21 protein-coding genes are annotated in these 21,520 nt (G+C 40.9%); 6 read left to right on the top strand and 15 right to left on the bottom strand.

What is annotated here, in order from left to right; translation table 11 throughout:
- Positions 1-66: 66 nt before the first annotated feature.
- The gene (locus IA57_RS09255; RefSeq protein ID WP_036122394.1) at positions 67-1,683 is read right to left on the bottom strand and encodes a CTP synthase; all 1,617 of its coding nucleotides are present in this window, start codon (positions 1,681-1,683) and stop codon (positions 67-69) included.
- Between the two features lie 139 nt (positions 1,684-1,822).
- Between IA57_RS09255 and IA57_RS09250 the strand changes: the two genes are divergently transcribed.
- Complete coding sequence (locus IA57_RS09250) at positions 1,823-2,176, top strand: hypothetical protein (protein ID WP_036122393.1); 354 nt, start codon at positions 1,823-1,825, stop codon at positions 2,174-2,176.
- 57 nt (positions 2,177-2,233) lie between these two features.
- On the opposite strand, the gene IA57_RS09245 is transcribed toward IA57_RS09250, so the two are convergent.
- Genes IA57_RS09245 through bshC form a run of 7 tightly spaced genes read right to left on the bottom strand, consistent with a single transcriptional unit; the run spans position 2,234 to position 9,945 of the window.
- Entirely contained in the window at positions 2,234-2,467 is a 234-nt protein-coding gene (locus IA57_RS09245) for a DUF3820 family protein (protein WP_373283099.1), read from the bottom strand.
- A 5-nt stretch (positions 2,468-2,472) separates the two neighbouring features.
- On the bottom strand, positions 2,473-3,009 hold the full coding sequence (locus IA57_RS09240; protein ID WP_036122386.1) for a DUF922 domain-containing protein: 537 nt from the start codon (positions 3,007-3,009) through the stop codon (positions 2,473-2,475).
- Positions 3,010-3,013: 4 nt separating this feature from the next.
- Complete coding sequence (locus IA57_RS09235; RefSeq protein WP_036122384.1) at positions 3,014-3,412, bottom strand: OsmC family protein; 399 nt, start codon at positions 3,410-3,412, stop codon at positions 3,014-3,016.
- Positions 3,413-5,365: a LysM peptidoglycan-binding domain-containing protein gene (locus IA57_RS09230; protein WP_036123286.1), complete on the bottom strand. Its 1,953-nt coding sequence runs from the start codon at positions 5,363-5,365 to the stop codon at positions 3,413-3,415.
- Between the two features lie 16 nt (positions 5,366-5,381).
- The gene (gene guaA, locus IA57_RS09225; RefSeq protein ID WP_036122381.1) at positions 5,382-6,914 is read right to left on the bottom strand and encodes a glutamine-hydrolyzing GMP synthase; all 1,533 of its coding nucleotides are present in this window, start codon (positions 6,912-6,914) and stop codon (positions 5,382-5,384) included.
- A gap of 49 nt (positions 6,915-6,963) precedes the next feature.
- The gene (locus IA57_RS09220; protein ID WP_036122378.1) at positions 6,964-8,334 is read right to left on the bottom strand and encodes a pyridoxal phosphate-dependent decarboxylase family protein; all 1,371 of its coding nucleotides are present in this window, start codon (positions 8,332-8,334) and stop codon (positions 6,964-6,966) included.
- A 3-nt stretch (positions 8,335-8,337) separates the two neighbouring features.
- A complete protein-coding gene (gene bshC / locus IA57_RS09215; protein WP_036122376.1) occupies positions 8,338-9,945 on the bottom strand; it encodes a bacillithiol biosynthesis cysteine-adding enzyme BshC in 1,608 nt (535 codons plus the stop codon).
- 190 nt (positions 9,946-10,135) lie between these two features.
- Between bshC and IA57_RS09210 the strand changes: the two genes are divergently transcribed.
- The 5 genes from IA57_RS09210 to IA57_RS09190 all read left to right on the top strand — a co-directional run bounded on the left by IA57_RS09210 (position 10,136) and on the right by IA57_RS09190 (position 14,496).
- Positions 10,136-11,413, top strand: coding sequence for a carboxypeptidase-like regulatory domain-containing protein (locus IA57_RS09210; protein ID WP_036122374.1), 1,278 nt, complete (start codon positions 10,136-10,138; stop codon positions 11,411-11,413).
- Positions 11,414-11,528: 115 nt separating this feature from the next.
- Positions 11,529-11,960: a thioredoxin family protein gene (locus IA57_RS09205; RefSeq protein ID WP_036122371.1), complete on the top strand. Its 432-nt coding sequence runs from the start codon at positions 11,529-11,531 to the stop codon at positions 11,958-11,960.
- Positions 11,961-12,941, top strand: a complete 981-nt coding sequence (locus tag IA57_RS09200) for an FAD:protein FMN transferase (protein ID WP_036122368.1) — start codon at positions 11,961-11,963, stop codon at positions 12,939-12,941.
- A gap of 2 nt (positions 12,942-12,943) precedes the next feature.
- Entirely contained in the window at positions 12,944-13,153 is a 210-nt protein-coding gene (locus tag IA57_RS09195) for a DUF4266 domain-containing protein (RefSeq protein WP_051881025.1), read from the top strand.
- Positions 13,154-13,164: 11 nt separating this feature from the next.
- Positions 13,165-14,496 carry a DUF3570 domain-containing protein gene (locus IA57_RS09190; protein WP_051881024.1) on the top strand — a complete coding sequence of 444 codons (1,332 nt, stop codon included), beginning with the start codon at positions 13,165-13,167 and terminating at the stop codon, positions 14,494-14,496.
- 53 nt (positions 14,497-14,549) lie between these two features.
- Here the strand turns inward: IA57_RS09190 and katG are convergent, their stop codons facing one another.
- The 7 genes from katG to IA57_RS09160 all read right to left on the bottom strand — a co-directional run bounded on the left by katG (position 14,550) and on the right by IA57_RS09160 (position 21,519).
- Positions 14,550-16,751 (bottom strand): catalase/peroxidase HPI, encoded by a 2,202-nt coding sequence (gene katG, locus IA57_RS09185; protein ID WP_036122363.1) that lies wholly within the window; start codon positions 16,749-16,751, stop codon positions 14,550-14,552.
- A gap of 246 nt (positions 16,752-16,997) precedes the next feature.
- On the bottom strand, positions 16,998-18,305 hold the full coding sequence (gene rimO, locus IA57_RS09180; protein ID WP_036122361.1) for a 30S ribosomal protein S12 methylthiotransferase RimO: 1,308 nt from the start codon (positions 18,303-18,305) through the stop codon (positions 16,998-17,000).
- 124 nt (positions 18,306-18,429) lie between these two features.
- Entirely contained in the window at positions 18,430-19,383 is a 954-nt protein-coding gene (gene ftsY / locus IA57_RS09175) for a signal recognition particle-docking protein FtsY (RefSeq protein ID WP_036122357.1), read from the bottom strand.
- Between the two features lie 155 nt (positions 19,384-19,538).
- Positions 19,539-19,694 (bottom strand): DUF4295 domain-containing protein, encoded by a 156-nt coding sequence (locus IA57_RS12500; RefSeq protein WP_084176744.1) that lies wholly within the window; start codon positions 19,692-19,694, stop codon positions 19,539-19,541.
- 48 nt (positions 19,695-19,742) lie between these two features.
- Positions 19,743-19,925, bottom strand: a complete 183-nt coding sequence (gene rpmG, locus IA57_RS09170; RefSeq protein WP_036122354.1) for a 50S ribosomal protein L33 — start codon at positions 19,923-19,925, stop codon at positions 19,743-19,745.
- A gap of 27 nt (positions 19,926-19,952) precedes the next feature.
- Positions 19,953-20,189, bottom strand: coding sequence for a 50S ribosomal protein L28 (gene rpmB, locus IA57_RS09165; protein WP_036122351.1), 237 nt, complete (start codon positions 20,187-20,189; stop codon positions 19,953-19,955).
- A gap of 82 nt (positions 20,190-20,271) precedes the next feature.
- Positions 20,272-21,519 (bottom strand): competence/damage-inducible protein A, encoded by a 1,248-nt coding sequence (locus tag IA57_RS09160; RefSeq protein ID WP_036122350.1) that lies wholly within the window; start codon positions 21,517-21,519, stop codon positions 20,272-20,274.
- Position 21,520: the final 1 nt, after the last annotated feature.

The following is a 21,520-nucleotide window of genomic DNA, read 5'->3' as shown; positions in this document are numbered from 1 at the left end:
TTAAAATCTCAAGATGGGTTTAAATCAAAAACCTATCCTAAACCATTTATAATGCCATAGTGGCACTTAATTATTATTTTTATGCTGTAAGGCAGCATTAACAAATGCCACAAACAACGGATGTGGTTTTGCAACTGTACTTTTGTATTCTGGGTGATACTGCACGCCTACAAACCAAGGGTGTGAAGGGATTTCGACCACTTCTACCAGTCCTGTATCGGGGTTAAACCCTGTAGGAGTCATGCCTGCGGTTTCTAATTGTTCGCGGTAAGCACTGTTAAACTCAAAACGATGGCGGTGTCTTTCGGTAATAAGCTCTTGGTTGTATACAGCACTCGCAATAGAGCCCGCTTTTAATTCGCACGTCCAAGCTCCCAAACGCATGGTCCCCCCTTTGTCTTCTACATGCTTTTGTTCTTCCATTAAATTAATTACAGGATGGGTGGTTTCGGGGTCCATTTCTGTTGAATTGGCATCTTCTAGGCCTAGCACATTTCTAGAGTACTCGATAACGGCCATTTGCATGCCCAAACAAATCCCGAAAAACGGTATGTTGTGCTCACGTACATAACGCACGGCAGCAATCTTACCTTCAATACCACGCTCGCCAAAGCCTGGTGCTACCAAAACACCGTTTAAATGTGATAGCTTTTCTTTTACGCTATGGGCGTTTAGATGCTCGGAATGAATGGCCTCTACATTTACCTTTACCTCGTTTTCGGCGCCAGCGTGAATAAAGGCTTCTAAAATAGATTTATAAGAATCTTGAAGCTCAACATACTTACCAATTAGTCCTATGGTAATTTCTGATTTTGGGTTTTTATGACGTTGTAAGAATTGGTTCCACTGGGTTAAATCTGGTTTGGCACTCTCTAGGGCCAATCGTTTTAAAACAACTTTGTCCAAACCTTGCTCTAGCATTAGGTTAGGCACATCGTAAATGGTTGATGCGTCGATAGATTGAATAACGGCTTCTTCCCTAACATTACAAAACAAGGCCAATTTGGTACGCAAATCGTTAGGCAGTTCATGTTCGGTACGGCAAACCAAAACATCGGCCTGCACCCCGCTCTCCATCAATGTTTTTACACTGTGCTGGGTCGGTTTGGTTTTTAGCTCGCCTGCTGCCGATAGAAACGGAATTAAGGTTAAATGAATAACAATACCGTTGTTCTCGCCTAAATCCCATTTTAATTGGCGAACTGCTTCAATGTAGGGCAATGACTCTATATCGCCAACGGTCCCTCCTATTTCGGTAATTACAATGTCGTAATCGCCCGATTTGCCAAGGATTTGAATGCGTTCTTTAATTTCATCGGTAATGTGTGGAATAACCTGAACGGTCTTCCCCAAAAACTCTCCACGGCGCTCTTTTTCTATAACACTCTGGTAAATACGCCCAGTGGTTACGTTATTGGCCTGGCTGGTGTTTACGTTTAAAAATCGTTCGTAATGGCCTAAATCCAAATCGGTTTCGGCACCGTCCTCGGTAACATAGCACTCGCCATGTTCGTATGGGTTTAAGGTTCCTGGATCGACATTAATATACGGATCCAATTTCTGGATGGTTGTACGGTAGCCCTGTGCTTGAAGTAATTTTGCCAAAGAGGCTGCAATAATTCCTTTTCCTAATGAAGAGGTTACCCCTCCTGTAACAAAAATGTATTTCGTAGTTGTTGTCATCTTGCGTTTTTAAACGCAGGCAAATTTACGAAATTAAAACTGTTATTAAAGTATTGCTGTACTAAATAAACCCAATAATTTAAATCGGTAATTTCTTAAGTGCCAAATTGCTTATCTTAGCTTACAAGATTAAACAGCTATGGCAACAGAACGTTTAATAAAAAAATGGTTTTCGTGTTGGGAAGCGGGCGCGATTAACAGCTTGCCCATTTCGGAAAAATTTAAACATACTAGCCCTTTTGGAACCATAGAAGGCCAACAAACCTACCTTGAATTAGTTTATAACAACAAAAATAAGTTTTTAAACCACACCTTTGTGATTCACGATGCCATGTACAACAAACACAAAGCTTGTGTAAGGTATACCGCCATACAAGATGATTTTAAATTGGACGTAAGCGAGTGGTATGTTATTAAGGACAACCTTATACAGGAGGTTATTGCTTACTACCATATTGGCAACATTCGCGAGGACCGCTTGCTCACCCCTTAATATTTTATTCAACGGCTCTGGGGGATTACCCCAAACCTTACGTTAGCACTATGCCCATTAAGCGTTTGGGTACTGCTTTTTAATCTCCCTAATTAAATGTTCTAATCCGTTTACTTTTAACTCGTAAACTGTTTGTAACATATCGCCTAACTTGCCTTTTGGAAACCCTTTGTTATGGTACCAGACCACGTAATATTCCGGGAGGTCTATTAAATACCTGCCCTTGTATTTTCCATACGGCATTTTAGTATGGGCCAGCTTAATTAAAAAGGTTTTATCGGGTTGCAAAATGTGTGTTATGGTTTAAAATCTGAAAGTTTATCCAGTTCTAAATAAACCTGCTGCTGCCACCGCAACTGCGCTTCTAGGTTTCTGGAGTAATCGGTTTCGGTATCGTATTGGTCTTGGTAAGCAGCCAAGGCTTTAAGGGCATTGGCATGGGCATGATCTATTGTGTCTTTAATTTTATCTGATACGTTTAACTGCGAAAGCTGTTGCCTCAGTTTTCTGGCAAAAAGTTCGGTAATGGCAAAGTGCAATTGCTCGTGTGCCAACACCCGATCATTCACCAAGGCTTTTTTAAACCACGATTTATCAGGGTAAAACCAGGAGGTTACTTCGGCATTAAATCCTGTAATTTTTTCGTTGGTTGTTTTTACCGCATAGGCAAACACAAAACCAGAAGCTGTAACAGCAGCGGCGCTAGAGGTGTGGTCTGGACGTGCTTTAAAATCGGTCCAACTTAGGCTAAGGGTATCGTGCCACGGGATGGCCTGTTCGTTGTCTTGTGAGAACCCAACAAAAAAACAGCATACCATTAAAAGCCTTATCATAAATTTACCACTTAAACCTAATGTCTTTTTTTATATCCGGATGCAAGCTGTAATAAACGGGACAGGTTAAGGCTGTTTTTTCAAGTATTTTTCTCGATTTTTCATCAAACTCCCCTGTAAAGGAAAGTTCTATTTTAATCTCGGAAATTCGCCTTGGGTGGCTCGCCATAAGTTTGGTCACCTCGGCCGTTGTTCCTGCCATATCTATTTTTAGGTCTCTGGCTTTAATGCCCATAACCGTTAACATGCAATTTGCCAAGCCTGTTGCAACCGTATCTGTAGGAGAAAACGCTTCACCCTTACCATTATTGTCTGTTGGGGCATCGGTTATGTAGGTTTGCCCCGATTTAACATGCAGGTTTTCTGTTCTTAAATCGCCTAGATATGTTACTTTAGAAACCATTTACTCTACTTCAATTATTTTTAGGTCGCTGTTGTATTTCACCAAGTATACCGTATTGTTATAGTAGCCGCCAAACACCTCTTTTTTGTAAGCGAACTTATTTTCAACATACTCTGTTAATGGCGCTTTATTTACCGACGCATACAAATCGTTATACGCTACCAAACGCAACACAGTGTCCATTGTAATATCGAAACCACGCACGGCAATTTTATTGGGGGTTACGCCATAACGCTGTTCGTAACCTTTTACAAAGCCTTGTGGGTTATCATCGTCGTAAGACTTTGCGATTGTCGCGAAATGAAACTGCAAGTTAGACAAATGGTAGTTAGACACATCGTCGTCTTCGAAGGCGTCGTTCATATTGGTTGTTGCCAATATAATGGTCTTATCGTTTAGGCTGTTAAAAGCATTTAACTTGCTGGTAACATTAGAAACAAACCCGGGATTATCCGATTCTAGAAACACCACATTACGTCCTGGTTTTAACTTGTCGGTAATATCGGCATCATATACAAAATAAGCATCTTCGTTCTTTTTATTCATTCTTGAATAAATTTGAGCCCCTCTAGGGAAGACCGTTTTCAGGTCGTTACTTACTTTGGTATGCTTGGCATCTGAAATGATTATGATGTTGCTCGCAAGGGTATCGTTGGCAAAAAAGTGCACGACCTTATCGCGTAGCAAATCTTCTGATGGTCTTGTTTGAAAAACATTATCATAAAGCTGAATGTTTTTGGTTATTGGAGACACCACAGGAATGTTATCGCGCTTTAATTCTGAAGCGACTTTATTAACATTATCGGCCATTAACGGTCCTATCACAGCATCGACCTCATCAAAAGCATTGGCTCTTAAAATGTGCGATACTTCGCTTAATTTATTTTTGGTATCGTACACATCAACCGTTAAGGAAACCCCTAATTTTTTTAGGGAATCTAAAGCCATTAAGGCCCCTTCATAAAAATCTAACGATGTTCTAAGGTAAGGGTTTTTGGCAATTTGCGCTTTGTTGTCAAGCACCGAATCTGTTACAATTTTATCAAGCTGAAACGGTAGCATAATGGCTATGCGCTTGCTACTAAATGTTGAAATGCTATCGGTTAAATCGATTTGGTGTTTTGGTTTGCCTACAACAGCATTTCCTGGTAAAGACGCTTGGTAAGGTACTTTTAAAACCATTCCCTTTTTTAGGCCATTCTCTTTTAAACTTGGGTTTAAGGCTTCCAGTTCTTCTTGGCTAACTCCCAGCTTTACTTTTAACCGGTAAAACCCTTCTTTAGGGAGCACGGTATAGTAAGAATAGCGTTCGTCTATAGGATTTTCTTCAGTGGTTGTATTTGGCACTTGTATGATTTGCCCTTCACTTAAAACCGCGCCCATATTGGGATTTAAAGCCTCCAGAGCTTCAACGGTAATCCCAAATTTATACGCAATACGCCATTTACCTTCTTTAGGAAGCACCTTATAATCCTTGGTTTTTGCATTAGAAGCGGTGTGCTGCCCGTCTGCAGAGGTGTTGTTTTTTATGGTTTTGTATACCGGAATTTTAAGCTTATCGCCTTTTTTTAGGTTGTTGGCATATAAAAAGCTGTTGTGCTTTTTAAGTGTTTTAATCTCTATGTTATACGCTTTGGAAATGCTGTAAAGCGTTTCCTTTTTTTTGGTTTTATGTTCTTTAAAACCTACCAACTCCCGTGTATCTCCTGCTGTGTCGGCTTTTAGGCCTCCTTTAGCATTAGGAATAATTAATACGCTATTTACCTTAAGCCCCTTTTTGGCATCGGGGTTTAGCGTGTAAATATCATAAGGCGTTACACGATACATTTTAGCAATTTCCTCAACCGTCTCGCCTTGCTTTATTTTATGGGTTTGATAGTTTTGGGCGTGTAGGGTTGCTGTTCCGCACCCCCATATAAAAATTAAGGCAAATAGATAAAAAAGCTGTTTCATGTAATTAGGTTTGTTTTTATTCCCACTCGATTGTGGCTGGCGGTTTTGAGCTAATGTCATACACTACTCTATTAACGCCCTTAACTTTATTTATTATTTCGTTTGATGTTTTTTGAAGGAACTCATACGGTAAATTCACCCAATCTGCTGTCATGCCATCGGTACTTTCTACGGCACGTAGGGCAACACATTTTTCGTAAGTACGCTCGTCTCCCATAACGCCAACACTGTTTACAGGCAACAAAATTGCCCCAGCTTGCCATACTTGATCGTAAAGTCCCCAAGATTTTAGGTTGCTAATAAAAATGGCATCAACATCCTGTAATATACGAACTTTCTCTTCGGTTAGATCTCCTAAAATACGAATGGCCAATCCTGGTCCTGGAAACGGGTGACGTCCCAACAGGTTTTTATCCATTCCCATAGAAGCTCCAACGCGTCTTACCTCATCTTTAAACAACAGTTTTAAAGGCTCGACAATTTTCAACTTCATAAAATCTGGCAACCCACCAACATTATGGTGGCTTTTAATGGTTGCACTTGGTCCGCCTGTTGCCGAAACACTTTCGATAACATCTGGGTAAATGGTGCCTTGCGCCAACCATTTTACATCTTGAATGGCATGCGCTTCGTCATCAAAAACTTCAATAAACACACGACCTATGGCTTTTCTTTTCTGCTCTGGGTCGTCTAATCCTTTTAACGCTCCCAAAAAGCGTGCCGAAGCATCAACGCCTTTTACATTTAGGCCCATGCCTTCGTATTGTTTTAACACTTCTGTAAACTCATTTTTTCTAAGCAAGCCGTTGTTTACAAAAATACAGTATAGGTTTTCGCCAATGGCTTTGTGCAGTAACATGGCTGCAACAGAAGAGTCTACCCCTCCAGATAGGCCCAGTACCACTTTATCGTTGCCCAGTTTCGATTTTAAATCTGAAACGGTTTCTTCAACAAACGATTGGGGTGTCCAATCTTGTTTTATTCCAGCAATGTGTACCAAAAAGTTCTCTAGCAGTTGCTTGCCATCTGTCGAGTGGTAAACCTCTGGGTGGAATTGTAGGGCATAAGTTTGCTCGTTGTTAATTTTATATGCTGCGTTTTCCACATCGTGGGTACTTGCCAACAATTCGCCATGGGTTGGTAAAGCTTTAATGGTATCGCTATGGCTCATCCATACTTGGCTTCCGGTAGAAATGCCTTTAAACAGGTCGTCTTCTTTTACAAATGATAAGTTTGCACGCCCGTACTCTCTGGTATTAGACGGTGCCACTTCACCTCCCGAAAAATGCGCCAAATACTGCGCCCCGTAACATACGGCCAGCATAGGTTTTTTGCCTCTAATGTTGGTTAAATCTGGATGTGGTGCATTATCGGCCCTAACAGAAAAAGGGCTTCCCGATAGAATAACCGCATGGTATTTGTTTAATTGGTCTGGAACTTTGTTGTAAGGATGAATTTCACAGTAAATGTTAAGTTCTCTTACGCGGCGTGCAATAAGCTGTGTGTATTGCGACCCGAAATCTAAAATAAGTACGTTGTTGTGTTGCATGTGCAAAATTAACAATTGATTTTTATTATCGTTTGAAGAATTTGATTTTTTATGTCATGGAATCCAAAATCATTTGGATGTCCTTTTCTGTGGTGTCTGGATTTATAAAACAAAACCGCGATACCGTTTCAAATGTCTGGCCGTTTTTCCATTTGGTAGGTGTAACCAATGCAAATCCGGATTTGTGGTTTTTATAGGTCCATTCTGTATAGTCTTCCGGCTGCCAGCCTTTACGTCTGAACAACACACAAGACAAACTAGGTTCTCTAACCAATTCTACGTCTGGGTGAGCTTCAATCATTTTACCAGCTATTTGGGCCAGTTCCAAACCGCGTTCTACAGCTTGTTTATAGCGGTCTGTACCATGGGTTGCCAATGAAAACCACAAAGGCAAGCCACGTACCCGTCGTGTTAATTGAATTTGATAATCTGTGGGATTAAAGCCATGGGCACCTTCATCCTTAAAAATATCTAAATACGATCCTTGTTGCGAATGGGCGGCCTTGGCCAGTTCTGGCTGTTTATAGATTACCGCGCCGCAATCGTAAGGCGAGAACATCCATTTATGCGGGTCTATTGTAATGCTATCTGCACGCTCTATACCTTTAAACAGCGGTCGTGCCGAATCGGCAGCTAAAGCGCCACCGCCATAGGCCGCATCGACATGAAACCATAGTTTTTCGGTTTCGCACACTTGGGCAACGCCTTCTAGGTCGTCAATAATTCCGGCATTGGTTGTTCCGCCGGTGGCCACAACAGCAAATAGTCGTTTGCGCTGATGAAAGCTTAGGCTGTCTATAGTTTCCCTTAGAGCATCGCCTGTTAGCATCTCTTCCGAATCGACCAGAAGAATGTCTACATCGGCCACTTTTGCCATGGCTTTTATAGAGGAATGTGCGCCTATAGAGGTAATAATCAAGCCTTTTTCGCGCTTGTAAGTATCGTCGCGTCGCCAATATTCGCGAGCGGTAACGATGGCCGATAAGTTGGCTGCGGTTCCGCCACTGGTAAAGACCCCAAAGGCTCCTTCGGGCAAACCTGTTAAGGACACAATCCATCGCATGGCTTCATTTTCACAAAAAATCCCGCCTGCGCCTTCCATCCAGTAGGCGCCGTGTATGCTTGATGCCGAAGTTACCAAATCGAACATAATGGCCGAACGTGTTGGAGATGCTGGCACAAAAGCGAGGTTTCTGGGGTGATCCACAGGAACATTGGCCTTAGATAAATGCTGTTTCCATAGGTTAAAGGCATATTCGCCACCAACCCCTTTTGGGGTTATTGTTTCGCCAACCAATTGCCTTAGTTCTTCTTCTTTTTTGGGTTTCCCTATGGGGTGCTCGGTAGCCGAAATCCTATCGATAGCATACTTCATGACATCGAGAGTCATCTCTACTAAATCGATATCTATTTTGTGCATGGGTTAGTCTAACTTTAGTATTATAAATTCGCTGTGTAATGGATGCAAATTTAACACTAACTGTTGGATTAATTGGTCACCATACTCCAAATAAAATTCAGAAAAATTAAGCTGTCGTTCTTGTAGACTTTGATTGGGAAACAAGGCATTTTGTACTATTTTAACCCGTTCTAACACATCGCTTAGCTTGCGCTTTTGGGCCTTAAGCAAGCGCTTTTCTAAATGTTCCAACCCTTTTAGTTGTTTCCGCTCTTGAGCGCCAACTGCACCAAGAAATGATTTATCGGTACGCTCTGCCAACTTATAAAGCGCTTCGAACTGTTGTTGTAAATGTGCTTTTTGAGGAGAGAAGTCGATGTTGACCTCCGATATTTCTTTGGTTATTTTGGTCATTAAACGGGGTTGTTTTAAAAACAAATCCGCTATGGTGACCTGTAGTTTTTCAAGTTTTTCCAATTGTTGCGCTTTAACTAACAAGACAGAATTTCGCAACAACAACATTGGAAATGGTACATTTTGCGCTTCAAAGCTCGATTTTAGCTGCAGCCAATATGCCAATTCGCCTCCGCCGCCAATATAGCAGAGATTGGGCAAAATAACCTCTTGGTACAACGGCCTTAAAATTACGTTGGGGCTAAAACGCTCCGGAAAGGCTTCTATTTCTTTTAACAGTTGGGATTTGGTCCAGGTAATCTGGGTTCCTACAACCGAAAACACCCCTGCTTCTTCTTCAACAATACGTTCTCTAACCCCTGCTTTAATATAAAACAAATTAATCGCCCTTGGCGAGACCTGTATGTTGTAGTTAGCAGACAGCGCCTCTAGCTTTTTGTTGGTCTGGGTTACTTCTAGAAAAGCCTTTTGCTCCAGCACATCGGTTTTAATGTAAGGCACAAACAACCGTTTTAAAGCGGGGTCGTTTCCATCTAAAATTACCAAGCCATAGGAAGAAAACAAGCTGTTAACCAAATGCCGGGTTGCTTGGGTTAGCGTATCATGTTCTAAATACGCCTGCTTAAACAACTCCCGTAATGCTTGGGCATTGTGGCCTGGCCCCAATTGCGAGGACAGCGTACTAAAAACATCATCTAATCCGTCTAGATCCAAATCGCCAACAGCTCCTGAAGCAGCTTTGTTCCATTGTACTTTTTTTCCTTGGAAGTTAAAAAAGTTTATCTCTTCAAAATCGTGATCTTCTGTAGCCATCCAATACACCGGAACAAAATTATAGTGCGGATGCGTTTGCTTGAGCTCTTTGCATAAATTAATAGTGGCTATTATTTTATAGAAAAAGTACAAAGGGCCTGTAAACAGGTTTAACTGGTGCCCTGTTGTTATGGTAAATGTTTTCTCGTCTGCTAAGGCCGTGATGTTTTGAGTGGTTAAAACAGAAGCCGCCACATTCTTGTATTGCGCCCTTAAGGCCGATACCAAAACGGCTCTAGTTTCGGCGTTAAAATGCTGTTGTTTTTCTTCAAGTTGCTCTTTAAAGTTTTCCTTTTTAGGAAATCTATTATAAAAAGGCTTTAAGGCAGCCTTCTCATCTAAATAATCGCAAATAAGCGACGAAAAATAATGGGTCTCTTTAAACGGAATACTGACTGTTGGCATAAACACTTTTTTATAAAGACACAAATATACATTGTTTTAAAAACTATATCCATAACAAAACGTTAAGAGCGGTGCTATCAAAAATTAGCAGGTGTTAAACAAATGCTAACATCGTTTAAATGTTAAAAAAAATGCGTATCTTTTAATTTAGAAAATTAGGTAGACACAACTAATAATCTATTAAAGTGTTATGAAACATCTACACTTACAATCCAAAATGCCTCAATTTTTGATCTTTCTAGCAGTTGTGCTTTTATCAACCAGCTATTTTACACCAGGGTTTGCGTTTCAAGAGCAAGCGTTTACCGAGTACAAGGGTGCTGTTTACGATGCCAACGACAAAACCCCTCTTACTTTTGCCGATATTACCTTAGAAGACACCAACATGAGTACCATTTCCAATACTGAGGGGGAGTTTTTATTAAAGGTTCCTAATGCATTACTAAACAAATCCATCACGGTATCGTTCTTGGGGTATGCTAAAAAGGATATTGCCCTAAGCCATTTGGCCAATACCCCGGAGGTTTATTTAACCGAATCGGCTTCAAAGCTTACCGAGGTTAAAATTAATGCACCAAAAAATGCCCTTGCGTTGGTTAAAGCTACTTTAAACAAAAAGGGCGAAAACTACATTGATGCGCAAAATATCATGACGGCATTTTACCGGGAGACCATAAAAAAACGCCGTAAAAATGCATCTCTGGCCGAAGCCGTGGTAGAAATTTACAAGCAACCTTACAGCTCGGCAAAGCAGGATAAGGTGAGGCTTATTAAAGCCAGAAAAAGCGTTGACTATTCACGTTTAGACACACTAACCCTAAAATTACAGGGCGGCCCTTTTAGCACCTTATATGTCGATATGATTAAGTACAATGAGTTTATTTTTTCTTTTGAAGATTTAAAAAAGTACGAATTCGCCTTTGCCAGTCCTACACAAATAAACAACCAGCAAGTATACGTGGTTAATTTTAAACAAAAACCCGAAATTACTGAGCCTCTATATTACGGAAAACTGTATATAGATACCGATAATTACGCTTTGGTAAGTGCCGTGTTTAATTTAAATGTTAACGACCAAGTTGAAGCCAGCAAATTATTTATTAAGAAAAAACCCTTAAACGCCAAAGTGCTTCCTACAGAAGCTGCTTACCGGGTGGATTACAAAACCCATAATGGCAAGTGGCACTACCGGTACAGTAACGTACAACTGGCCTTTAAAATTAACTGGAAAGCCAAACTGTTTAACAGCAAATACACCTTAAACAGTGAAATGGCCATTACAGATTGGGAAGAAAACAACCGCAAGTTTACCACCAAAAAAGAAACGTTTAGACCAAGCATGATTTTAAGCGAAAAGGCCTCTGGATTTTCCGACCCAAATTTTTGGGGCGAATACAACATTATAGAACCTGAAAAATCCATAAAATCGGCTATTAAAAAAATAAGCAAACAACTTGCAAAATCATAAGAACAATCAAACAGAGGCCAATGGCCTCTGTTTTTATTTAGAACAAATACAAATTATTCTTGTTAAACACTTTAATCGCTGTACGAGCGTTACATCATTATTTAATCATCACATTATGAAACATTTTATTTTTGGGTGCTTTTTACTGCTCTTCACCCAAATAACACTGGGCCAAGATTGGCTAACAGACTTTAACGAAGCCAAGCTTAAAGCCACAAACGAACACAAACCCATTATTTTAGTCTTCCAAGGATCCGATTGGTGTGCACCATGTATGAAACTCGACCAAGACATATGGCGTACCCAAACGTTTAAAGACTATGCCCAATCGCATTTTGTGCTGCTTAAAGCCGATTTCCCCCGAAAGAAAAAAAACAGCCTAACAGCAACACAGCAACAACACAACAACGCATTAGCAGAAAAATACAACCCCAATGGGTTCTTTCCCTATGTTTTGGTTTTAGATGAAAAAGGCCAGGTAAAAGGACGTACGGGATATAAAAAAACCTCCCCTAACGATTTTATAAAACTTCTAGAATCCTATTAATTGAAACGCTACATTGTCATCGGTCTTATGGTGCTTATTGCTACTTCTGCATCCGCCCAACACCCCTACAAAAGTACCTTAAAACTTATGGGAAGTAGGTTTGAAATTACTGTTGTTACCCACTCGCAAGAACAAGCCAATCAATATATAAATCTAGCCATTGATGAAATTAGCAGAATCGAGAAACTCATTTCTTCTTGGGATCCCAATTCGCAAACATCTAAAATAAATGCCCATGCGGGTATTAGCCCCGTAAGTGTAGACGCAGAGCTTTTTAACCTGATAAAACGCGCCATAGACCTCTCGAAAATTACCGATGGTGCTTTCGATATTAGCTATGCCGCCATGGATAACATCTGGGCCTTTGATGGCAGCATGACCCAAATGCCCACACCAGAGCAGATAAAACAATCGGTCTCTAAAGTTGATTACCGCCATGTTATTTTAAACGAAAAGGACCATACTGTTTTCCTTAAAAATGAAGGCATGAAAATTGGGTTTGGAGCCATAGGCAAAGGGTATGCCGCCGATAAGGCTAAAGCCCTCTTAATACAAAAAGGCGTGCCATCGGGTATTATTAATGCTTCTGGCGATATGACTACCTGGGGCACACAACCCAATGGACAACCATGGCAAGTGGCCATTACAAACCCCATGGACAAAGCTAAAGCCTACGGCTTGCTACCCATAACCCAAGGCGCCGTTGTTACCTCTGGAAATTATGAGAAATATGTAGAATTTAACAACATTAGATACGCCCACATCATCGATCCTAGAACAGGCTATCCTGCCACGGGAATTATTAGCGTAACTGTATTTGCCCCAAAAGCCGAACTTGCAGACGCCCTAGCCACTTCGGTCTTTGTTATGGGAATTGATGCAGGCCTTAACCGAATTAACCAACTGCCCAATATAGCATGCATTATTGTGGATGATAAAGGCCAACTTTTTACATCCCATCATATTAAAATAACCCATTAATTATGAAAAACATACTTTTTTTCGCCCTTCCTATTGTTTTAGCAAGCTCCTGCACCACAGTTAAAGAATATGAAAAAGTAAACCTTAACGACCCAGATATGACACTATCTGACCGACCATTAGACAGAAACCTAACCACTTTCCATTCTTATCGCGAAGCCGCCTCTGGAGCAAATGGCGGAAAAACCGGCGGTGGATGTGGTTGCAATTAATTGTATGTATTATGACACTAAAATCTATTATTATAACGTCTCTTGTAAGTTTAGGCTTTGGTAGAGTTGTACAAGCCCAAACTTCTGTTCCAACCGATTCGTCGAACGTTTACAAAAAGCGGGTTCTCGAAAGTACCGAGGTCGATATTTTAAGCAGCTACTACAGTCAGGATGGCGATAATGCAGCGGTCACGGGCGGCATTGGCACCGAAGCTCTTACCGATATAACAAGCACCATCGTTATAGCCATTCCTTTAAATGATGACGATGTCCTAACTATTGATGCTGGCATATCGGCCTATACCTCGGCCTCATCCAGTAACGTTAACCCTTTCGACGATGGCTATGCCAGTCCCTATGTTGCCTCTAGTGGCGCCTCGGCTAGCGATGTCTGGAGCAGCGGTGTGATTTCTTATAGCCATTCCTCAAACGACAGAAACAGCCTGTGGTCTGCCAAACTATCTGTAGCAGCCGAATACGATTATTTTTCAATAGGATTTGGCGGAAGCTACACCAAACTCTTTAACGAAAAAAATACCGAACTCGGCATTCATGGAAGTGTATACCTAGACACTTGGAAAATTATTTACCCTTTCGAATTAAGGCCTTTTGCCCAAGGAGGAGCCGGTCTTTCCGACGGCTTGTTTCAAGCCAATACCATAACAGGCCATGCCAATTACCAGCCCATGCTAAACGAAATTAATAGCAAAGGTAGAAACTCGTATGCTTTAGGGAGTACGTTTTCGCAAATACTCAATAAAAACCTGCAAGGCACTCTAGCCATCGATGTTATAAAGCAAGACGGTCAATTAGCAACGCCGTTCCAAAGGGTCTATTTTTCTGATGTTGCCAATTCCTATATCGATGATTTTCATTTAGCCGATGCTGTTGAGCAGCTCCCCAACTCGAGATTTAAAGTTGCCCTAGGTGGCCGGCTTCATTATTTTATAAACGAATTTCTTACGGTAAGAACATATTACAGGTATTATTTTGACGATTGGGGCATTAACTCACATACCGCCAATATTGAGCTGCCTGTTAAAATCTCAGACAAGTTTACCCTATACCCTTCCTATCGGTTTTACACCCAAACGGCGGCCCATTATTTTAAACCTTACGACACCCACTTGTCGACAGCCGAGTTTTACACATCGGATTACGACCTGTCCAATTACTCGTCCAACCAATTTGGGTTTGGTGCCTCTTATACCGATATTTTTACTAAAATGCACCTCTGGAAATTTGGGTTAAAAAGCATTGATCTAAAATACTACCACTACAAACGCAACAACACCTTAAGCGCCCACATGATCACGGGAGGCTTTAAGTTTATTATGGATTAAAAATAGTCAGGCGGGCCAAAAGCCCGCCTGAAAAATCTTATCAATTTGAACACTTACAAATCAAAGCGATCTAGTTCCATAACTTTTGCCCAGGCCGAAACAAAATCGTTAACAAACTTCTCTTTTGCATCGTTAGCAGCATAAACCTCGGCTATTGCTCTTAATTCGGCATTCGATCCAAATACAAGATCTGCCCTAGTTCCTGTCCATTTTACTTGGCCAGAAGCGCGGTCGCGTCCTTCAAACAGCTCGTTGTCATCTGAAACAGACACCCATTCGGTGGCCATATCCAATAAATTCACAAAAAAATCATTGGTTAGTGCTCCAGGCGCTGTTGTAAACACACCGTGTTTGGAGTTGTCGTAATTAGCCTCCATAACACGCATTCCCCCGACAAGAACAGCCATTTCAGGTGCTGTTAAGGTTAATAAATTGGCCTTATCGATTAACAGCTCTTCGGTAGATACTGGAAATTTTGTCTTGCGGTAGTTTCTAAACCCATCGGCTGCAGGTTCCAGATACTCAAACGCTTCAACATCTGTTTCTGCTGCAGAAGCATCCATTCTTCCTGGAGTAAACGGTACGGTCACCGTGTAACCGGCCTGCTTTGCGGCGAGTTCTACACCAACATTACCGGCCAGAACAATTACATCGGCCAAAGCAATCTTTTTTGGCCCATGTGCGTCATTAAAATTATTTTTAATCCCTTCTAAAACCGTTAATCCTTTGGAAAGGCTTGGGGGGTTATTTACTTCCCAATCTTTTTGAGGTGCCAACCTTACTCGAGCACCATTGGCCCCTCCTCGTTTGTCCGATCCGCGGAATGTAGATGCCGAAGCCCAAGCTACCGATATCAATTCTGAAACCGACAATCCGGAATCGGCTATTTTAGATTTCAGATTAGAAACATCCTGATCGTTTACCAATTCGTGATCTATGGCTGGAATGGGATCTTGCCAAATTAACGTTTCATTGGGCACTTCTGGTCCCAAATACCTAGAAACAGGCCCCATATCACGATGGGTTAGTTTGTACCAGGCTTTGGCAAAAGCTTTGGCAAATGCATCTGGGTTTTCATAAAAGCGTCTGGATATTTTTTCATATTCCGGATCAAAACGCAAGGACAAATCTGTGGTTAACATGGTAGGTTTGTGCTTTTTTGACTTATCGAAAGCGTCTGGAATATCTGCTTCGGCATCTTTGGCAATCCATTGCTTTGCCCCTGCCGGACTTATGTGTGGCAACCATTCATACTCAAATAAATTTTTAAAGAAGTTGTTACTCCATTGGGTTGGGGTTTGGGTCCAGGTAACTTCTGGCCCGCCTGTAGTGGTATCGGGGCCTTTACCTGATTTGTAATGGCTTAACCAACCAAGCCCTTGGGCTTCTAATGGTGCAGCTTCTGGCTCTGGTCCAACATATTTACTCGGGTCTGCCATACCATGAGTTTTACCAAACGAATGGCCGCCTGCAATTAAGGCTACGGTTTCTTCATCGTTCATGGCCATACGTTTAAAGGTCTCTCGAATATCGACAGCCGCCGAAATGGGGTCCCAGTTACCATCTGGGCCTTCTGGATTTACATAAATTAAGCCCATCACTACTGCGGCCAAAGGATCTTCCAGGTCGCGTTCTTTAGAATACCTGTTATCTGTCAACCATTCGGTTTCCGATCCCCAATACACATCTTCTTCAGGCTCCCAAACATCTTCTCGTCCGCCGGCAAAGCCAAAAGTTTCGAATCCCATAGACTCTAAAGCTACATTTCCCGCCAAGATTAAAAGGTCGGCCCAAGAAATGTGTTTGCCATATTTTTGTTTTATTGGCCACAGCAATCGTCTTGCTTTGTCTAAATTGGCATTATCGGGCCAACTGTTTAGTGGCGCAAACCGTTGTTGTCCTGCACCGGCACCACCACGACCATCGCCAATACGGTAGGTTCCTGCGCTGTGCCAGGCCATACGGATAAACAGGCCACCATAATGGCCAAAATCTGCTGGCCACCACGCTTGCGAATCGGTCATTAAGGTATGTAAGTCTTTTTTTAGTCCTTCATAATCCAATGCCTTAAAAGCTTCGGCATAATTAAACCCTTTATCCATAGGGTTGGAAAGACTTGAGTTTTGACGAAGAATACTAACTTTTAATTGATTAGGCCACCAGTTGTGGCTTTTAGTGCCGCCAATAGCACTTTTTTTGGCTGCTCCAGAGAAGGGACATTGGCCACCATTTTGGTTGTGATGCGTACTTTCCATGCGTTTTATGTTTTTAGAAGTTATTAGATTACAATAAAATTAGAATAACTTAAACTTATTAAAACCAATTTTCTATAAATTAATTTTATACATGTATAAGCTAACCCAGTCTTACTAAATTTAATAAATTCTTAAAACAACATGGGGTAATTTTCTTAATTTAACTAAAAAAAGAACTAAAACAAAGCGCATTATGCTACAAGCATTTACAGCTAGAAGTCCATAATAAATACCGTGTTGCGCTATTTATTTGTGGCATACCTCGGCATAGAGATCAAAATCTGAGGCGTCGGTAATTTTTACTGTGGTAAATTCACCTGTTTTCAGATAAACAGTCGTGGCATCTATTAACACCTCGTTATCAACATCTGGTGAATCGAATTCGGTACGGCCCACAAAGTAATTGCCTTCCTTTCTATCGATAATGACCTGTAGTTCCTGGCCTATTTTTTCTTGATTGAGTTCCCATGAAATTTGCGATTGAATTTCCATAATTTCGTTTGCACGCTCTTGCTTAACGGCTTCCGGCACATCGTCTTCCAGTGAGAACGCATGTGTGTTCTCTTCGTGGGAATAGGTAAAGCACCCTAAACGTTCAAAGCGCATGTCCTGAACCCATTGTTTAAGCTCTTGGAAATCTGCTTCGGTTTCTCCGGGATAGCCAACAATTAAGGTTGTACGAATGGCCATTTGTGGCACTGCCGCTCTAAAATCCTGAAGCAATTTGGTGGTTTTTTCTTTTGTGGTGCCACGCCTCATACTCTTTAAGATGTGGTTGGAAATGTGCTGCAACGGTATGTCGAGGTAATTGCATATTTTTGGCTCGCGGTTCATCACATCCAAAACATCCATAGGAAAACCTGTTGGAAAGGCATAATGCAACCTAATCCACTCGATGCCTTCAACTTTAACCAAGTTTTCCAACAATTCGGCTAGGTTTCTTTTTTTGTATAAATCCAAGCCGTAGTAGGTTAAATCCTGTGCGATAAGAATAAGTTCCTTTACACCATTTGCGGCAAGTTTCTCTGCTTCTGTCACCAAATTTTCAATGGGCGTGCTTTTATGTTTGCCCCGCATTAAGGGAATGGCACAAAAACTACATGGGCGATCGCAGCCTTCGGCAATTTTTAAATAGGCGTAATTTTTAGGCGTTGTGGTAAGGCGCTCGCCAACCAGTTCGTGTTTGTAGTCTGCCCCTAAAGCCTTTAATAAATGTGGCAACTCGGTTGTGCCAAAATATTGGTCTACATTTGGTATTTCTTTCTCTAAGTCTGGCTTGTAACGTTCGCTTAAGCAGCCTGTTACAAAAACTTTATCGACCTCGCCAGCTTCTTTTTTTTGCATGAACTCCAAAATGGTGTTCACACTTTCTTCTTTAGCATTATTAATAAACCCGCAAGTATTAATCACCACAACATTGCCTTCCTGCTCGTGCACAACATCCTTTCCGCTGGCTTTTAATTGCCCCATCAACACCTCGCTATCGTAAACGTTTTTACTGCAGCCTAAGGTAACCACATTGATCTTGTTTTTTTTACGTGTTTTTGTTCTCATGCTTAAGAAATTAGGGTGCAAAGATACATAATGATTTATGTATTATAATGCATTGATGGTCTAAATCGTTATCATAAAAAAAACCTGTGTTAGCACACAGGTTTTTTTTATTTGTTATCTGTTTTTATTTGAAAAAGCTGTCTACAAATTCAAATTTATTGAACACTTGCAGATCTTCAATTCCTTCGCCTACGCCAATATACTTAACGGGGATTTGAAATTGATCTGAAATGCCAATAACCACGCCACCTTTTGCGGTGCCATCTAGTTTGGTTACGGCTAGCGAGCTTACTTCTGTAGCTGCTGTAAATTGTTTGGCTTGCTCGAAGGCATTTTGTCCGGTTGAGCCGTCCAGCACTAATAATACATCGTGCGGGGCATCGTCAACCACTTTTTGCATTACGCGTTTTACTTTGGTTAACTCGTTCATTAAGTTTACCTTGTTGTGCAAACGCCCCGCAGTGTCTATTATTACCACATCTGCATTTTGGTTAACGGCACTTTGAAGGGTATCGAACGCTACCGAGGCGGGGTCACTCCCCATGGCCTGTTTTACAATAGGAACCTCTACCCGATCTGCCCAGACCTGTAGTTGGTCTATGGCCGCTGCTCTAAAAGTATCTGCAGCTCCAAGAACCACGTTTAAGCCTTTCTTTTTAAACTGATAGGCCATTTTACCAATGGTTGTGGTTTTACCAACGCCATTTACGCCAACCACCATAATTACATGGGGCTTTTTGGCTGTTGGTATAGAAAATTCTGTAGCCTCTCCTACATTGGTTTCGCTTAACAGGCCTGCAATTTCTTCGCGTAAAATATCATTTAGCTCGCTGGTGCCTAAATATTTGTCTTTAGAAACACGGGCTTCGATGCGTTCTATAATTTTAAGGGTGGTATTTACTCCCACATCGCTGGTTACCAGAATTTCTTCTAGATTGTCCAGAACATCGTCGTCTACCTTAGACTTTCCTGCGACAGCCTTACTTAATTTATTAAAGAAGGATGTTTTAGACTTTTCCAAGCCTTTATCTAAAGTCTCTTTTTTTTCTGATGAAAATATTTTTTTAAAAAAACCCATATAATTCAAATTAAAGGTAAGCACACATGTCTAAATTCTTATCCAAAAACAAAAATTGAAAATTGTTGTGCCATTTTGAGCACAAATATAAACTAAAAAGCAGCTTTCAAATACATGAAAGCTGCTTAAATATTGTGCTAGGTATCAAAAGATGATTAACCTTGTTTGCTTAACCAATCGTTAACTTGTTCTGGAGACATGATAGATTCCACAAAAGTATAAGCTCCAGTTTTAGGAGACTTCACCATTTTTATGGCTTTACTCAATCTTTTTGATCCTGTTTGTAATGATGCTACTGCTTTCTTTGCCATGATTCAAATGTTTTCACCTGACATTTCTACCGAAGTAAAAATCTCGAATTATTTAATTTCTTTATGGATGGTCATACGCTTTAAGATAGGGTTGAATTTTTTAATCTCCATTCTATCTGGCGTATTCTTTTTATTCTTTGTTGTAATGTAACGAGAAGTTCCTGGTTTTCCAGACTCTTTATGCTCTGTACATTCTAATATTACCTGTATTCTATTACCTTTTTTTGCCATTTTTCGTAAGCTTTATACGTTGTGCTATTATTTTATAAACCCTTTGGCTTTAGCTTGTTTTAATGCTGCAGTAATTCCAATTTTATTAATGGTTTTTAATGCAGATGTAGAAACTTTTAAAGTTATCCACTTATCTTCTTCAGGAATATAAAAACGTTTTTTCACCAAATTTGCGTCAAATTTACGCTTGGTTTTATTCATCGCATGTGATACGTTGTTTCCAACCATCGCTTTTTTTCCAGTAAGTTCACAAACTCTTGACATCTTTTTCTAACTTTATGTGTGTGTTATTTCAAAACAGGCTGCAAATTTAAGAAATCTTTGCAATACCCGCAAACTAAAACCGTTACTTTTTTAAAATTTCTTTCTGAAGCATTTCAAAGGCTTTATTTACGGCTTTATTAACCACTTTAATTCTGTGGTTTCCAAAATTAAATTCTTCAGAAAACACGTTTTCTTTTGTGGCTATGGCAATAAAAACCGTTCCTATCTCGGCATCGGCGTCGCCTTTTGTTGGCCCGGCATTTCCTGTTGTGGCTACAGCATAGTCTACATGAAACAGGTTTAATGCTTGCACGGCCATGGCTTGGGCCACCTGATGACTAACCACCGAGTGTTTTTCGATAAGGTTTTTATCGACCCCTAACACCTGTATTTTGGTTTGGGTGGCATAACTTACTATACCGCCCTTAAAATAGGCCGATGCTCCGGCAACCGAGGTTATACGTTCGGCCAGTTTGCCTCCGGTACAACTTTCGGCAACGGCTATGGTCTTGCCTTCTTTTACTAATAGCTTTCCTACAACAGCTTCAATATTACCGGCATCTTCATACCCTAAAAAAACATCGCTTATTTGGGGTAATAACTGGTCGATTTGTTGGGCCATTTCGGTTTCGAGTAGCCGTTTGTCTTCATGTTTTCCAGAAAGTCTTAACCTTACCTTCCCCAAATTGGGCAAATAGGCCAGTTTTATATAGCTGGGCAGTTGGTCTTCCCAAGTGGCTATACGCTCGGCCAATTCACTTTCGCCCAAACCATACGTCAACAAGGTTTTGTGTTTAATGTACGGAAACTTGTATTTTTTCCTTAGCCTTGGCACCACTTCATGTTCCATAAGGGCTCGCATTTCAAAAGGCACGCCTGGCAGCGATATAAAAACTTTGGCATTTTTTTCCAGCCACATTCCCGGGGCGCTCCCATAAACATTCATCAAAGCTTTTGCTTTTGAAGGGATTAAAGCCTGATCTATATTAACCTGTTGCAACGGTTTTTTTACATGCGTTTTCCAAAGGTGCTCAATGTTTTTAAGCACGGCCTGATCTTGCACCAAAACATCGTTAAAATATCCTGCAATGGCGCTTTTGGTAATATCGTCTTTGGTAGGCCCCAAACCGCCTGTAACAATAATAATATCGGCATTTTCTTCGGCTTCCTGTAAGGCCTTTACAATATGGGCCTCCTCGTCTTGAACCGATGTGATTTGATATACCGAAACCCCTATTTTATTTAGGGTTTTACTTATGAATGCTGAATTGGTATCGACAACCTGGCCAATGAGAATCTCATCGCCTATGGTTATAATTTCGGCTTGCATA

The sequence above is a fragment of the Mangrovimonas yunxiaonensis genome (assembly GCF_000733475.1).
In the GTDB taxonomy this organism is placed as follows: Bacteria; Bacteroidota; Bacteroidia; order Flavobacteriales; family Flavobacteriaceae; genus Mangrovimonas; species Mangrovimonas yunxiaonensis.
Note: the sequence above shows the minus strand (reverse complement) of the source record. Positions and strands in the feature narration are given on the sequence as shown.